Annotated in this window: 16 protein-coding genes; 8 read left to right on the top strand and 8 right to left on the bottom strand. The window is 38.2% G+C overall.

What is annotated here, in order from left to right:
- Positions 1-110 precede the first annotated feature (110 nt).
- Positions 111-1,019: a LysR family transcriptional regulator gene (locus tag AC220I_RS09225; protein ID WP_486723531.1), complete on the bottom strand. Its 909-nt coding sequence runs from the start codon at positions 1,017-1,019 to the stop codon at positions 111-113.
- A 315-nt stretch (positions 1,020-1,334) separates the two neighbouring features.
- Here AC220I_RS09225 and AC220I_RS09220 point away from each other — a divergent pair, with 315 nt between their 5' ends.
- The 7 genes from AC220I_RS09220 to AC220I_RS09190 all read left to right on the top strand — a co-directional run bounded on the left by AC220I_RS09220 (position 1,335) and on the right by AC220I_RS09190 (position 8,589).
- Complete coding sequence (locus AC220I_RS09220; protein WP_486723530.1) at positions 1,335-2,861, top strand: hypothetical protein; 1,527 nt, start codon at positions 1,335-1,337, stop codon at positions 2,859-2,861.
- 116 nt (positions 2,862-2,977) lie between these two features.
- Entirely contained in the window at positions 2,978-3,400 is a 423-nt protein-coding gene (locus AC220I_RS09215; protein WP_486723529.1) for a hypothetical protein, read from the top strand.
- Positions 3,387-4,604: an aminotransferase class V-fold PLP-dependent enzyme gene (locus AC220I_RS09210; RefSeq protein WP_486723528.1), complete on the top strand. Its 1,218-nt coding sequence runs from the start codon at positions 3,387-3,389 to the stop codon at positions 4,602-4,604. The genes AC220I_RS09215 and AC220I_RS09210 overlap by 14 nt, the downstream gene beginning before the upstream one ends.
- 14 nt (positions 4,605-4,618) lie before the next feature.
- Positions 4,619-5,029, top strand: coding sequence for a SufE family protein (locus AC220I_RS09205; RefSeq protein ID WP_486723527.1), 411 nt, complete (start codon positions 4,619-4,621; stop codon positions 5,027-5,029).
- 303 nt (positions 5,030-5,332) lie between these two features.
- On the top strand, positions 5,333-6,310 hold the full coding sequence (locus tag AC220I_RS09200; RefSeq protein ID WP_486723526.1) for an alpha/beta hydrolase fold domain-containing protein: 978 nt from the start codon (positions 5,333-5,335) through the stop codon (positions 6,308-6,310).
- Positions 6,311-6,413: 103 nt separating this feature from the next.
- Complete coding sequence (locus AC220I_RS09195; protein WP_486723525.1) at positions 6,414-7,133, top strand: response regulator transcription factor; 720 nt, start codon at positions 6,414-6,416, stop codon at positions 7,131-7,133.
- The gene (locus tag AC220I_RS09190; protein WP_486723524.1) at positions 7,123-8,589 is read left to right on the top strand and encodes a sensor histidine kinase; all 1,467 of its coding nucleotides are present in this window, start codon (positions 7,123-7,125) and stop codon (positions 8,587-8,589) included. The genes AC220I_RS09195 and AC220I_RS09190 overlap by 11 nt, the downstream gene beginning before the upstream one ends.
- A gap of 291 nt (positions 8,590-8,880) precedes the next feature.
- Here the strand turns inward: AC220I_RS09190 and AC220I_RS09185 are convergent, their stop codons facing one another.
- Positions 8,881-9,828 (bottom strand): hypothetical protein, encoded by a 948-nt coding sequence (locus AC220I_RS09185; RefSeq protein ID WP_486723523.1) that lies wholly within the window; start codon positions 9,826-9,828, stop codon positions 8,881-8,883.
- A 2-nt stretch (positions 9,829-9,830) separates the two neighbouring features.
- Positions 9,831-10,349: a sigma-70 family RNA polymerase sigma factor gene (locus AC220I_RS09180; protein WP_486723522.1), complete on the bottom strand. Its 519-nt coding sequence runs from the start codon at positions 10,347-10,349 to the stop codon at positions 9,831-9,833.
- Between the two features lie 242 nt (positions 10,350-10,591).
- Here AC220I_RS09180 and AC220I_RS09175 point away from each other — a divergent pair, with 242 nt between their 5' ends.
- Positions 10,592-11,689: a hypothetical protein gene (locus AC220I_RS09175; protein WP_486723521.1), complete on the top strand. Its 1,098-nt coding sequence runs from the start codon at positions 10,592-10,594 to the stop codon at positions 11,687-11,689.
- A gap of 107 nt (positions 11,690-11,796) precedes the next feature.
- Here the strand turns inward: AC220I_RS09175 and AC220I_RS09170 are convergent, their stop codons facing one another.
- From AC220I_RS09170 to AC220I_RS09150, 5 genes are read right to left on the bottom strand one after another with little or no spacing between them, the layout of a single operon-like run.
- Complete coding sequence (locus tag AC220I_RS09170; RefSeq protein WP_486723520.1) at positions 11,797-11,994, bottom strand: hypothetical protein; 198 nt, start codon at positions 11,992-11,994, stop codon at positions 11,797-11,799.
- 25 nt (positions 11,995-12,019) lie between these two features.
- Positions 12,020-13,024, bottom strand: coding sequence for an ABC transporter permease (locus AC220I_RS09165; protein ID WP_486723519.1), 1,005 nt, complete (start codon positions 13,022-13,024; stop codon positions 12,020-12,022).
- A 13-nt stretch (positions 13,025-13,037) separates the two neighbouring features.
- Entirely contained in the window at positions 13,038-14,153 is a 1,116-nt protein-coding gene (locus AC220I_RS09160; protein WP_486723518.1) for an ABC transporter permease, read from the bottom strand.
- Entirely contained in the window at positions 14,154-15,008 is an 855-nt protein-coding gene (locus AC220I_RS09155; RefSeq protein ID WP_486723517.1) for an ABC transporter ATP-binding protein, read from the bottom strand. It lies immediately after the preceding gene.
- A gap of 45 nt (positions 15,009-15,053) precedes the next feature.
- The gene (locus AC220I_RS09150; protein ID WP_486723532.1) at positions 15,054-15,146 is read right to left on the bottom strand and encodes a hypothetical protein; all 93 of its coding nucleotides are present in this window, start codon (positions 15,144-15,146) and stop codon (positions 15,054-15,056) included.
- Between the last annotated feature and the right edge of the window lie 15 nt (positions 15,147-15,161).

Below are 15,161 nucleotides of genomic sequence, written 5' to 3'. Positions count from 1 at the left end.
TTTTCTACTAGAACACTTTTTATCAAACAATGACTGTGTTAAGGTTTGCTTTCTACTTTACAGACCTTAAAATTTACATCGCACAAGCCATCGAGAGAAACAGCAAGGAACTATACACGAATCCAAGGAATTTTGCTATGTTTTTCAAAAGCATTTAATACTATTGGCAAAACAGAATTTTCATTGTCTCTTTTCCAAATTCTAACCATACTTAAGGGACAAATATCTTGAGGTAAGACCAAATACTTAAATTCACCATTGTGTATGCTCTTAATACTGCTATCCAATACACCCACGCCTCTTCCAGCTTTCACATAAAATAAAACAGTCTCCAGATTAGAAACAGGGATGATCTCCTTACAGCGAATTCCTAATCCATTACAAATTCGAACTAATGCTTTAGATCTTCCTGGAGATGCTGCAGAACAAGGTATAACAAACACCTGATTATCAAAATCCTCTATTTTCAGTTCACTTTTTTCAATTAACGAATGTCGATTTGAAATAAGAAACACCGTCTCTAAAAGTGCAACTATCTCATAACTAATCTTTGAAATGCTAGGAACCTCAAAGTCCATCGTTATGATAATATCAAGATCACCATAGTGCAGCCTCTCTCTCAATTCTGAAAAAGATCTTGTCTCTATGATTACCTTTATATTAGGATATTCTCTTTCTAGCTCATCAATTGTATCCAACAAAATATGACTCACGTCAACATTACCAAGAATCCCAATAGAAACCTTACCCACCTTCAGCTTAGACAAGCCCTTTGCATGTTCAACTGCATTAATGAGGATCGAATCCATCTCAATGCATTTTTTTAGCATGTATTCGCCTTCAACAGTCAGATGAACATCATTTTTATTTCGATAAAACAATTTTAATCCCCATTCACATTCAAGCGCACTTATTTGCCTACTTACAGTTGGTTGAGTTGTATAAAAGTCTTCTGCAGCTTTGGTAAAACTTTTATGCTTGGCTACAGAAATAAACATTTTTACTTGCTCTCTTTTCATTGAAACCCCTCATGATATTCGTCATATAATTCATATCACACGCATACATCCTCTAATTATATCATAGTTTTCAAATCCTTATAAACCAGTTTTATCATTCAACAATTGTATAAGGCATACGTATATAGAATTTTAAAAGCTACGTTTTTTATTATAAGATACTATATATGAGGAAGTTGCATCTCTGAATATGAGTTCTTTCACCACTATATTTTCATTTTCCATAAATATAAAATGGAAACCAATATTTTAAGCAAAAAAGTTTTTTTCAGAAATTATGCAATTTTCATATATATTATAGAAGGGAGAATGTTTATGCCATCATTAATTAACAGAAGTATTGACGTCAAACTTAATGTAAGAATGGTATTTGTAGGATTGATCCACGAGTATGCTTACGAGGGCCCTTGTCGTTTTGGTCCATGGGAGACTCTTACAAAGGAATTTGACGAAATGCATCAACCAGAAATATTCAAAAATTGGAGTACAGGTGTTGGTCAAGCTCTTGCATCGGTTCCAGGAATTAATATTCTTGAGCCTACCTTTGTGAAAATTAGCGATGAGTTCTTTGCAGAAGAATCCGAGTATAAAAAGCTTGAGGATTCCATGGCGGATATAGATTTATATCTTTTTACGGGTATGCGATGTGAAGGATTTGTTAAGGAATTTGCTATGAGATATAAAAAGCCCGTTGCCTGTATGGGGATGTTTGCTTCCACCATTTCACATGCAACCCTTTCATCCAGGGGATATGAGTCTTATGCAGTTCTCGATATTCCAGACACAATTTATCTTTTGAAAGCCCTACGAACAAGAAAAGCTTTAGCTCAAACTAAGGTTCTTGCTGTTACCCGCAACAATTCGCAGTATTCTGTAGGTTCTCAAGATGCACTCCTGTCAAACGATACAGCTACAAAGCGCTTAGGCGTATCGTTCAACTATTTTAGTGTTCATGAATACCTCGACATGCTCAACGTTAATGGTCATGGAGAGAATCATACGCTTCCAGGTAGAAAAGTATACAACTTGAATGATGATGATATGGCTGAAATCAATTCCATTGTTGATGACATAATTAAAGATGCAGATGATGTCACTATAGATAGAAAATTCATATTAAACTCTGTAAAAGCAACCATTCTCTCAAAAAAACTCATGTCTCATTTTCAATGTAATGCATTTACAGCCCCATGCCCTGAAGCGTGTGCTACACGGAGAATGAATCAAGAACAATTCACATATTGTTTTACACATTCACTTCTCAATGAACAAGGTATTCCTTCTGCTTGTGAATTCGATTTAATCGGAGCCCTGTCAATGACAGTCATGGCAAACATAAGTGGAAAAGCGCCTTATCAAGGCAATACACAACCTTGTATATACCATAATGGCAAAGTTGAGAGTGATTTTGTTGGCATTGGTTACATCCCTGAAATGGATAATAACCCTAATATATATTACACTGGTCACGCTACTCCTAACCGTCTTATGCATGGATTTGACAAGTCCCCGACTCAATTTGCAGTTCGTCCATTTACACATAGTGGTTGGGGAGCAACTATGCGAATTGACTTTAATAAAAATAAAGGTGAACCTATAACTTTGATGCGTTTTAACCCAGCTTGTGACAAAATCATGGTGGCAAGAGGCACTTGCGTTGGTGGTTTTGGATTTGATACAACTGGTTGCAGTGAAGGATTATACTTCGAAGTCGAAAACAAGCATGACTATTTTCACAAACAATCAGAATTCGGTCTCCACATGCCTATGGTTTTTGGTGATCATGTCGAAGATATAAAAATGCTAGGAAAAGTACTCAACATGGAAGTTGTTATCGCTTAGCTGTAAATATAAGGCATATTCTGCAACTGACATTCATTTGTGTAGGATGTGCCTTATTATTTGTGAAAATTGAATTACGCAATTTTTTTAAAAGTTTTATAGGAGTCTCAAATATTATGCGAGTAGACATAAAAAACAAGATCCTTAAAAATAAGACTCATGCCAAAGCCTGTTTGGAAACGCTTTCATCCACACCCAATATTGGAAAAAATGAATTTGGAAAACTATTTACGGAATATCTATGTTTCAAATTTCTTTTAGCACCTGCTGAAATAAACACCGACGATTTTTATGAAATATGTCAATTAAGTGTCGAAAAAGCTTCATCTTTGCCACCTGGTTTAATTGATTCAAGTGAGTTCGCTTCCAAATGTGGCGGTGCTACTTCAGCAATGAATAAAAAAATACTGTTTATACTCACACTAAAAAAAGAGTTCTCCATAGAAATCAGCCCGCAAGAATCCGTAAATATCACCACCCTTTCACAGCTTATCGAATGTGTCTATTCCAAGAAAGCAGGTCATCATGAGCCTTCATAACATCAGGGACCACTACCCTATTCTTAAAAAGCATGTCCACGGCAAGAGCCTTATCTATTTAGATAATGCTGCCACACAGCAAGTATCAAAGGAAGTGCTTGATAGTATAACCCATTATTATACAGACTATCACAGCAACGTGCACAGAGGTATTTATGCCCTTAGCGAAATGTCGACAAATATGTATGAAATGGCTAGAAAAACTGTAAGTGAATTTTTAAATGTCGCCAGTGATGACATTATCTTTACTTCTGGTACTACGCACTCAATAAATCTCATAGCTCGTGTTCTACAAGAATATGGACTCACTTCTCAAGACGAAATTTTAATTACAGAAATGGAGCATCACTCAAATATCATTATTTGGCAAGAAATCACAAAAGCTTGTGGGTGTCAGATAAAATACATTCCAGTCCTACCCAATGGACAACTCAATATTAATCTATTGGATACTTTACTATCTGATAAAACAAAGATTGTATCCTTTTGTCATTCCTCAAACGTTTCTGGAATTAGAAATCCCATTGAGTCTATATCTCAGCTGATAAGAGAAAAGACTTCAGCAATTACAATCATTGATGGCGCACAAGGAATAGCCCACGAGAATGTTGATTTAAAAAAAGTCGGCTGTGATGTATACTGTTTTTCAGGCCATAAAATTGGCAGTCCTACCGGTATAGGCGTTCTTTATGTTCGAAAGGGGCTTTTAGAAAAACTGACCCCAACTTGTTTCGGAGGCGGAACTGTTATTAAGACTACAAAATCGCATAAAGTCTTTGCCGAACGAATTGTGGAACGATTTGAACCCGGTACACCCAATATCTCTGGTGCAATCGGACTTGCTGCTGCTATACGCCATCGAAACACATTTGCTTCATGGGCGTTTGAACATGAAGCTTCACTCATGAACTATTTACAAAAATCACTTAGTTCAATTCCTCAAATCTGCCTAATTGGTTCATCTTCTCATTTAATGGGCGCTCTTTCATTTTCGTTCAACAATAAGTGTTCCGCTTATGATATGGCTAAATTTTTAGACCAATACGGCGTGGCAGTACGAAGCGGATATCATTGTGCCCAACCTTATTTACATGCTCTTGGTCACACACAAGTCGTAAGAATATCTCCCGCCTTCTACAATACAGAAGAAGAATTATCTCAAACCGTAGACTATATTAAAATGATTATTAAACTCTTTGATTAAAGGAGGAATGCTCATTGTCTCTAAGCATGAAGCAAATTGAATTAGATATTATATCTGATTTAACGGACCTCGAAGATACAATTAGCCAATATACGTATTTAATTGAATGTGCAAAAACTCTATCCGATTATCCTGAAATTTACAAAACTGATGCCCATATAATCCCAGAGTGTCAATCAAAAACATGGCTATTTGCTGAATGGCAAAATGGTAAACTCACCTTTCTTGGAGATAGTGAATCCTTCATAATAAAAGGCGCCTTGGCATTGCTTATAGAAATTTATCACAATAGACTCCCAGAAGAAGTAAATGCCTATTCATGCAACCTTATTCACTTTAACGCTTTTAGGGCTCACTTTACAAGAACTCAATTAGAAGGAATTTCTTCCATCATCTCACGAATTAGCACAAAAGCTTTAATTTAGATTAGAATATCCTTGTGAAGCTCAAGAGATAATCCCACGTCAAAATACGATTAATATAATGATGACCACAGAAAACTACTTGATTTTGCAAAGTGCCATATCCACTTTCCTGCCTGCAACTACAAAACATTTCATTGGTAACTTCTCTTTATATGCAGTATTCTTCCACATGCTTCGTGCTTGTTTTGTACGCTTAAAGCCACATTTTAGCCATATTTTTTTTATAAGCTATTTCCATGAAATCAAAGCCAATGGAGGTAATATTAAATGAAAAAAATTCTGTGGTTAATTCTTATTATAACTATGATTGCATTATTGGGACCGGGATGCAGTAAAATTGAGAATCCAACTTCTGTCGAGCCAGGCGAAAAAGAATCTGTTTTACCCGATTCTGTAGGTATGCAAGGTGGCGGATTAGGAAGTCAAAGTGTAGACACATCAAACATTGCAACAAAATATCTCGGTATTTCCTATGCTGACCTATCGCCTTCCCAAACACTGGATATTTATCTTCCAAATGAAGGTGATGGACCTTTCCCTGTGATCATTGCCATTCATGGTGGTGCATTCATGATGGGCAACTCAACCGGAGGTGATGTAGCTGCCATGCTCGAAGGTATCAATCATGGTTATGGTGTAGTCAGTATAAATTACAGGTTATCGAGCGAAGCCATTTTTCCTGCCGCCGTTAATGATGTAAAAGCTGCAATCCGATATGTAAGAGCCAAAGGTTCAGATTATAATCTGAATACAAACAAAATTGCACTTTGGGGTGATTCTGCTGGTGGTAATCTCGCCTCAATTGCCGGAACAACAGGAGGAACTGATACTTTATATGATCCAAGCCTTGGCTATGCAAATATCTCAGACGATGTTATAGCTGTCGTAGACTGGTTTGGTCCTATAGACTTTCTTAAAATGGATGAACAATTTGAAGCTTCCGGTGTTGCCCGTTCCACTGGGACAACAAGCACTGCCTCTTCTCCTGAATCCGCTTATTTAGGAAGCTTAATAACTGACGTTCCCAACTTGGTCGCTCAAGCAAATCCAGAAACCTATATCACAGAGGACGATCCTGCATTTCTAATTCAACATGGTACCGCAGATGGCAATGTTCCCATCCAACAATCAGAAGAATTTTACAAAAAACTTGTGTCTGTACTTGGGAAAGACGCGGTGGTGCTCACACTTCTTGAGGGACAAGGTCATGGTGGACAAGCTTTTGAAAGCAATGAAAATCTTGCTCTCGTTTTCGAATTTCTTGACAAACACATGAAATAAATCAATTCATTGGCCATCAGTTCTACTTTGACTGGTGGCCAAATCTATTGCTATAATATCCATATAGTACTTATATACCTTTAGGAAGAACAGGAGAAAAATAATGAATTTCATGGGACATGTTCTAATCGCAGACGATAATTCTTCGGTCCATGATACACTTGGTGTGTACCTCACTGCTGAAGGCTTCACTTATCATTCAGCCTATTCAGGTTTTGAAGCACTTCAGAGGTTCAACAGCTGCCATTATGATTTCGTTATTCTTGACATCATGATGCCAGAATTATTCGGAACAGAAGTTTGTAAAGAGATCAGAAAGAAAAGTGATGTTCCAATTTTACTTCTTACCGCAAAATCAGAAGAGCTAGACAGAATTATTGGTCTTGAAATCGGTGCGGATGACTATGTGGTCAAGCCCTTTTCTCCTAAAGAGGTGGTTACGCGGGTAAAAACCATCCTTCGTCGCTTTTCAAAGCCCTCAATGTCGAATGGTGCAGAAACTCGTCTTCAACTGGGCAATTTGGAAATCCTTGTTGATGGCTATAAGGCTTACGTTTCAGGTGTCGATTTAGGCTTAACCCCAAAGGAATTCGATATCCTACTATTGCTCATCCGAAATAGAAACCGTGTTGTCAGTCGCGAACAGCTCCTTAACAGTGTATGGGGTTATGAGTACTTAGGTGATACTCGTGCCGTTGATACACATGTAAAGCGCATCCGCAAAAAGCTCACTTCAGTTCAAGCAAGAGGTTGGGACCTCGTAGCCGTCTATGGGGTCGGTTATAAAATCGAAGAAATTCGGGGGTATAAATATGAAGAATAAGACAATCTCAAAAATAATCTTCACCAGAGTCTTTGTCATTATAACCCTCTCTTCAATCCTTACATTGATTGCAGGCATTTGGATTATCAGAGACTACTACCTAAGAATCTCACTGAATGAGCTTCTTCCTGACGCAATAAGAATATCAGAGGCATTATCAACCGATCCAAACCAAGCTGTCTTCACTGACAGGACCGATATTATCGTTAAGGCCTATGACGCTTCACTCGCAGAGTCCTTTAATCTTATTATTCCCAAAGTTACATTCGATTCCGGTCCTGATGTGGCATCATCTGACGAGAGCGAAAAGACCTTTCACCATCCTGTAATTACAGATAGTGTGATTAAGGAAGCATTGAGCCCATATATGAATTCCCTGTTGTCAGGAAAATCAGTTAGAGATATTCGATCATTGCCACCACTTAAGGGAACGTCCATAGTGGTTGGCCTTCCAATCGTAAAAAACGACATAGTTATCGGTGCCCTATTAGTTCTTCATCCCACAGTTGAATACAACTCCACTTTTTATGGATTTCTCTACAGTTATGGTTTCTTAGTGTTGGCATTCAGTCTGTTTATTTCTGTCGTCCTTTATTTATCAATAAGAAACATTGTCAAGCCATTAAAGGCTATGTCAGAGCTTGCACAAAACCTAACCAATGGACACTACAATGGTTATTTGGAGCAAAATGAGTTCTATGAAATTAAGGTGCTTGCTGACAGCCTCAACACCCTTTCCACTCAGCTTAAATCTGAAAGGGATAAAACCGAGCTACTCGAGAGGAAACGAGACGAATATTTCTCAAATGTCTCACACGAGCTCAAGAGCCCTCTCATAGCCATTCGCGGGATGAGCGAAGCCATTAATGACCATATGATTACAGATCCGTCTGAATTAGAACGGTACCATGCTGTTATCTTTTCTGAGTCTATTCGGATGCAGCAGCTAATTGATGATATGCTCTATCTCTCACGCTTGAAAGATAGTCAGGACTCCATTCAAATGGTAACTCTCGACCTTAGAGACCTTTTAGAGAAATTCGTTACAAAGTATCGTATTATTGCTGATGATATGGACATTAGCTTTACCAGCGTACTTCCTTCTGAGCCTGTTTATATACTTGGAAGTGAGCAGCTGATTCAACAGGTTTTCAGTTGTCTGGTTGACAATGCGATAAAATTCACACCATCAGAAGGGAATATTTCGATTCAAATGGAACATACATCTGAAAGCATTCTCATCAAGGTCGCTGATTCAGGTCATGGTATTGCACCAGAAGACTTACCTTATATTTTTGATAGATACTTCAAGGCAGATAAAGCAAGGCAATATAAAGGATCAGGGCTTGGATTAGCCATCACAAAAGCTATAGTTGAACTCCTTAGTGGAGAAATTGAAGTTATGTCACAAGTAAAGAAAGGAACCGAATTCTTAATACGGTTCCCAGCAATATAGAACCTATTAAAGATAGCATCACATTCAATTTTAAAATGATCTAAACTGCCAGCAGACTTAACCGCTGACAGAAAGATTTTATATTTTTTCAATTGTCCACTTGACGAGTAGCAGTTCACAATGTTTCTAGCTCTTTTTTATCCCTCAAAATAGCACCTCGATTTAAAGCGTGTTTAATCTTTAATAGAGATCTTCTCTAAACTTCTTTCCATGACTTAATGCCAACAATTTTTAACTTGTTGTAGTAATAGGTTTGTAACTTCTTTACTATACCTAACTTAAAAATTAGACTTACTCCCCAATATACCCTGGCAAGTCTGAAGGTAACCTCGACTCTATGATCAAGTCCATTGAAATTTTACCTTCTAAAGTTGTAAGATATGTCTCAGCAGCCTCTTGAGTATTAAACTGTTCAAACTCATATAGGAAACCACCTTCACTGTCTCTCATAATCCGATATGCCTGAATAAGGCCCTCTTTTTGCTTCCAAAATAGGTCTTCCTCAAGGTGTCCGAACGCTTCTGAAAATGGAAATGATTTTGTCCGAACTGTGAAAATCTGATCGGATACATTTATGGGATTACCTTGCTTCGAAAGTGTGACCAGTAAACCCTCCGGATTGCTTAAATGGCCAACTTCCACTTCTACATTATCTTCAAGCACGACTTGGAATCGTACAAGTGAATCATCCAGAGTCATCAGCCTATAGACATCTTTAACGAGTTTTAGGCTCCTAATGGTGTCGAAATCCTCACTGGCTGAAAGCATTCGTACGCCTCCCATATCAAATTGGATGGTATTGGGCTTTTCATAACGATGAATCTCAAAAGCGCTAAGCTCTGATAAAGTTTCATTTCCTTTTGCAAAGTGAATGACAAAGCTTTCCGTACCATAGGTTTCCACCACTTCAAGATTATTGATGTCAACACCATCATTGATGCTGCCGCCAGATGCTTTCCCGTCCACAAACTGTAGGAGCTTGACAATACGCCCCAACACCGGTACATCTGCTAGGCTGTTTGCAAACGAGGGTGATAGGTTTATGGTCACGACCAACGAAACCATCACCAAGATAAAAAAGGTCGCTGCACTGAGGACATATTGTTTCACAATCCTACGTCTTTTATTTTTAGAACCCCTTTCAAGCCCCCTGTAAATCGCATTATCCAAGGCTTTTGGCACTTGAATCGCCATATATTGCTGTTTAAAATTTTCACCATTGTCAATTAACGAATTCAAAGCTAGACCTCCTCTTCAAAGTTGATTTTCATTTTTTTTAGGGCTCGGTATAAGATACTCTTTGTCGTATTTAAAGGCAATTCCACCGCCTGTGATACCTCCTCCAGTTTGTAATCTTCAAAGTATCTAAGAATGACAACCATCTTCTCTTGATCGCCAAGTGTGTCTAACGACTGCATTAAGTCTAATCTGTTTTCCATCTGACTGACATCATCGACATGATCTGCAAGGTTCTGGCCTGTGAAGTCATCAAGTTGTATTCGATTTCTTTGACGAATCATTTGTAATGCTGTATTAATCAAAATACGTGTAAACCATGTTTTCATATAGTCTATTTCACGTAGTTTACTCAAATTCTCATAGGCCTTACAAACCGTCTCCTGAACAACTTCAAGTGCATCATGCTCATTCTTCATGTAACTAAATGCAATTCGATATAGTTGTTCCTTGTCTTCTTCAATCATTTGAATAAACTGTTTTTCCTTGGTCATTACCTTTTTATGAAAAGGCACTACAAACATTTTCTCACCTCACATTGCATAATTTCATGATATTTTATGGCCTATAACCGCTTGTCTATCGCATCTCGGCCTCTAAACTGACCTTTATAAACCCCTAAACTGATCTTTGTAAATTAGAGCATTACCTTGCTTAAAAAGTTTCACTGTGCCGTTATTTTCTATAAAAAAATATTTTCATCTCCTTGAAACTTTTTGATGCCTTCATCAATCTAATACTTGAAAACATAGAAGGAGAACAAATAATGAAATTAAAAAACACTTTACTGATTACTGCTCTTACTGCATCGCTTGTTTTATCTGGTTGCAGTATGCAAAACCAACAAGTTCCTGCTACTGGAGTCGAATCAGACTCATCAACCAGTGAAATTTCTAAGGAAGCAGTTGAAACCGAAAATGCTGATAGTACCACCTTTTTGACGACAACGATTGCATTATTAGGCGAAACTCATGAGGCATCTGGTACTTACTTTGAGAGCAATGAAGTGGTCTACTCAGCGGATGGCAATTATCTCATAGGACGTCGTTACCCTGTCACAGCATTTGGCATCCAAACTGTTCTTTATACTTCGATCGATTCGAATGATATTGTGAATAGCATTAGTTTACATCTTGGCGAAGATAATTTTGACATCATTGCAGATGAAATGAAAAATCAACTTGGAAGCCCTTCACAGGTCAATGATACACCTTCAGAAGCAGGCTATACAAATCTCATGTGGGATCTTGAAGGAAAACTCATTTACCTTTACAAGGGCTACGGAACAGTGGATCTACAGCTCATTTTACCTGATAATACCACAGCCTCAGTGATGGATGAAACCTTCACATCGAGTCTGCCAGATACCATCGTACCAACTCTTGCAAATGCCAAGCCCTATCCATTACTCAAGGATTATATCATTAAAGCATTTGAAATTCCTGAAGAGTACCTTTCCAAAACAAAATATTATTACAATTATGTCGATTTAAATGGTGATGGTCAAAGTGAGATTTTCACGGTTGTCATGGGACCATACACAAGTGGTTCTGGTGGCAGTACTGCACTAGTCCTTTATGAATTCGAAGGCGAAATCAGAGAAGTAACTAAAATGACTTTGATTCATACCCCTATCATCATCAGTGACAATGCCACAAAGGGTATGAAAGATATCATCGTTTTAAGAAGTGGCGGTGGTGCTGAAGCGACTTATGTTAAACTCACTTCAACAGGTGAAGGGCACTACACCGATGTTTCATCTGGACAACCACTAGAGACCTTAGTCGGAATCCAAGGTCGTGCCATTATCGTCAATGACCTTCTTGTCGATCTTGAACAGGGATCCTATCTTTCTCTAGACTAAATGATTTTTCTCAAGACACTAAAGAGTCGCCACAGGCGACTCTTTCAAATTTATACCTCTTGATTTTGATCAGTTTGATGACCTACAGACGTCTCATATGCCTCAAATCACTGAGCAAGTAGCCATACACCCAGTACGAGAAAAATTAAAGCCCATACATAGAAAAATATCTCTGTTCCCTTGTCACCTAAAAACTTGATAAACAATTGAATTTTTTTCATTTTCCAAATTTTTTCAGGTTTAAGGACGGCAATGGCAACAACCGCTGCCGAGTATACCAATGCTAGAATACCCCATATTTTCATATTCGGTCCCTCCTTTTAAATTACTTTATTCCAATCCCTTCCTAATCCTTGGTGCTAATATTAAAAATACCCCACCACTAATGCCCAGTACGATGCCTGAATATTTCATAATTTCAAGCCACGTCCCATTGTTTGACAGTACGAGTGCGTTGCCCTTATAGGTCCAGTAAAAGGGTATCCAGTAAAAGAGGAATTGCCACTTGTCTGCCAAGAGCTCTTCACCTGCTATAGAACCAAACAGTGGTAAGAATAGCAATTTCATATTACCAGCGGCGTTCATGACATCATCGTTGTTAATCCCTTCGATAAAGCCTATGAGTATACTGATAATACACGAGGTTGTCACCATGATAAGGACATGGAAGAAGTTGATACCGCCAAAACCTGTTATGAGTAAAATCAAAAAGCTACCCACAAGAGGAATGAAAATACCAATCATGCTCTTTCCTGCGATAAAGCCCAACCTTGAAACTGGTGATAGGTGAATAGCACTAATCGTGTTGTCTGTTTTTTCCTCAACAATATTGAGCGCAATAATCATTCCCCCTAATATTGAAGTGAAAATCAAGGACGTGTTAACCATGACTTTCTTAAGTGGTGGAATGTCTCGACCATAGTCCACGATTTCAGCCACAGAATCTGCCATGCCAATATCAAAGTGGTCAAATGCCGCCAAATTTCTTACATAATCCACAAGATAATCGGGTTCATTGCCCTGGGTTAAAATAAAATAGGCTCCCCTTTCGTCTGGCAATATGGCAATGAGGTTGTCTCTTTTTCGAACCCTATCTTCTATGGCCTGAAGGGAGTCCAAAAGTTCAACCTTTGCAAATTGATTAAAATAGGCACTCTGTTGTGGATTTTCACCTGAAAGCAGCGCAATTTCAACACTTGTATCATTAATACCCGGTGAAAATATATTAATCATCACAGCAAAAATAACTGGAACCACAATAATATAAAGGGTCAAAAAATTTCTCACACTCGCTTTTAAATCCCTTTGGAAAATTAACAGTACTTTCTTGATCATTTCCAGCACTCCTTCACAGAGAAAGTGTCTTTTTGAATCTATAGTTCGCCAAAATGAAAATGTCCAAACCGATCACTGCAAAGCCTAGAGATGCCACCATCACATAGGTCATGTTTCCCCCTATAGATATAATTTCCTTAAAACTCTGTAGCATCACATAGCTTGGTATAATCTTCACCCAATCAGGGTCCCAGCTTGGTGTGAAGTATGATATATTCGGCATGATCATAATGACGATGACAATATACATAGCGCCAAAGGCTTCAACAATATCCTTATAATAGCTCGTTAAAAATAAGCCCAATGACGCTGCAAAAAAACCAGAACAGGTGACGAACAAGACCATTGCAAGATAGTTTGGCTGAAAGCCCATGATGGGGACTGTGATTATTAGCGTTGTCAAAATACTGGTCATGATGATAACCCCAATCTTGCTTAAAAGGTAATGCCATACAGAAGATGCCGTAATGGCGTATGCCTTGATAATGCCCTCATTTTTATCCAGAAAAATATAGGCCGCTATGATAAATAAGCTCATGAGGCTCCCGTTAAAGGTTAAAAACACTGGAATCATATTTTCTTTATCACTCAAGGGTGCAGAATTCTCATATAATCGCCTTACTTCTATATGATCTGAATAGTCTTTAATCACATCATGACCCGCAAGTCTATTGTGATAGACCAAGAGTAGATTCTGCAGTTTTTGTGTCTCATAGCCTTGCAAGTAGTAGGTATGAACGATTTGGTTATCGTCATTTACATGAACGTGTACTGTGGGTACCTTCTCAAAATTTGAAAAAGCATCAAGGGCTGCCATGCTGTCTAATAAGTAAATCTTTGATTCTTCTGTTTCGTAGAGTACTGCCGCATAAGACTGCTGGTTGGCTTCAAGTGTCACCCCTTCAGCAGTCTCATCCAAGTCATCCTCCAAGAGGTTTTTGGCATATCTGTCCCTGACCACTTGGGGCAAATCTAGATAGATATACTCCTTTCCCTTACTGTCAAACTCATCTGGCACTACAAATATTAATATCAATAGAATTACCAATGACATGCCGATTTCAATGTAGAAATACCAGCTTTTTGACGACAGGCTTAACTCCTTTGAAAAACTATACCAGAGCTTCATCTATACCAGACCCCTTCCGGTTACCTTGATAAATATTTCCTCAAGTGTGGCTTCTTTGGTATGCATGGTCAAAATATCATAGTTTGAAATAACTTCTACCAGCCTGCTCTTTTCAGCTTCATCCACTGTTGAAAAACTTTCCTTGATTGGCTTTCCTGCCTTTAAATACTCAACATCCACCAACTTTTCACCATACTTGAGTTTAAGTGTTTTTGGCGAGTCTATCAGTCTAATTTTACCATCGACGATGAAGGCCACACGATCACACAACTCATCTGCAATATACATATTATGGGTGGTCAAAAATATTGTAACGCCCTTTTCATTTTCGTGTTTTATAATGTCCTTGATGTTAGACGCAATTGCTGGGTCAAGTCCAGTTGTCGGCTCGTCCAAAAACCACATCTCAGGATTGTTGAGCATGGATCTTGCAAAGGTCAATCGATGTTTCATCCCCTTGGAATATTTACCTGCTTTAATATGCTCCTTGCCATCAAGCCCCACAAGCTTAATAAGATCCATGGGATCTCTTGTTGCCACATCAAAGAGTTTTCTATAGAACTCTAGATTTTCAATGCCCGACATCTTATTGTAAACATTGGATTGTTCAAAGGACATCCCAATTTTATTGAACATTTTATTCTTAATATGCTTAATATCATAGCCAGCAACCTCAACCTCACCCTGCTGTAACTGCAAGAGACCCACTAAAATATTTTGTGTCGTTGATTTTCCAGCGCCAGATGGTCCTAAAAAACCAAAGATTTCACCTTTCTTGATTTCGAAGTTGACGTTGTCAACAGCATAGTTATCATCATTACTGTATGAATGATACAGGTTCTTGACTTTAATCATCCTATTCACCCCTTCAGTTCCTTACACTTACGGTTATCCCTATTGCTATTCATCTTGGTAGTTCAAGATGACCTTTTCGCCAGCGGTTAAACCACTTACCACTTGGTAGTTCCCCTCAGTTTTTTTACCAATTGTAATCGCTCTCTCAACGAC

The sequence above is a fragment of the Fusibacter sp. genome, assembly GCF_057447755.1.
Note: the sequence above shows the minus strand (reverse complement) of the source record. Positions and strands in the feature narration are given on the sequence as shown.

Bases quoted from the DNA above. Each gene is read 5' to 3' on its own strand.
- AC220I_RS09225 (WP_486723531.1), bottom strand. From the start codon at position 1,019: ATGAAAAGAGAGCAAGTAAAAATGTTTATTTCTGTAGCCAAGCATAAA.
- AC220I_RS09220 (WP_486723530.1), top strand. From the start codon at position 1,335: ATGCCATCATTAATTAACAGAAGTATTGACGTCAAACTTAATGTAAGA.
- AC220I_RS09215 (WP_486723529.1), top strand. From the start codon at position 2,978: ATGCGAGTAGACATAAAAAACAAGATCCTTAAAAATAAGACTCATGCC.
- AC220I_RS09210 (WP_486723528.1), top strand. From the start codon at position 3,387: ATGAGCCTTCATAACATCAGGGACCACTACCCTATTCTTAAAAAGCAT.
- AC220I_RS09200 (WP_486723526.1), top strand. From the start codon at position 5,333: ATGATTGCATTATTGGGACCGGGATGCAGTAAAATTGAGAATCCAACT.
- AC220I_RS09195 (WP_486723525.1), top strand. From the start codon at position 6,414: ATGAATTTCATGGGACATGTTCTAATCGCAGACGATAATTCTTCGGTC.
- AC220I_RS09190 (WP_486723524.1), top strand. From the start codon at position 7,123: ATGAAGAATAAGACAATCTCAAAAATAATCTTCACCAGAGTCTTTGTC.
- AC220I_RS09180 (WP_486723522.1), bottom strand. From the start codon at position 10,349: ATGTTTGTAGTGCCTTTTCATAAAAAGGTAATGACCAAGGAAAAACAG.
- AC220I_RS09175 (WP_486723521.1), top strand. From the start codon at position 10,592: ATGAAATTAAAAAACACTTTACTGATTACTGCTCTTACTGCATCGCTT.
- AC220I_RS09170 (WP_486723520.1), bottom strand. From the start codon at position 11,994: ATGAAAATATGGGGTATTCTAGCATTGGTATACTCGGCAGCGGTTGTT.
- AC220I_RS09165 (WP_486723519.1), bottom strand. From the start codon at position 13,024: ATGATCAAGAAAGTACTGTTAATTTTCCAAAGGGATTTAAAAGCGAGT.
- AC220I_RS09160 (WP_486723518.1), bottom strand. From the start codon at position 14,153: ATGAAGCTCTGGTATAGTTTTTCAAAGGAGTTAAGCCTGTCGTCAAAA.
- AC220I_RS09155 (WP_486723517.1), bottom strand. From the start codon at position 15,008: ATGATTAAAGTCAAGAACCTGTATCATTCATACAGTAATGATGATAAC.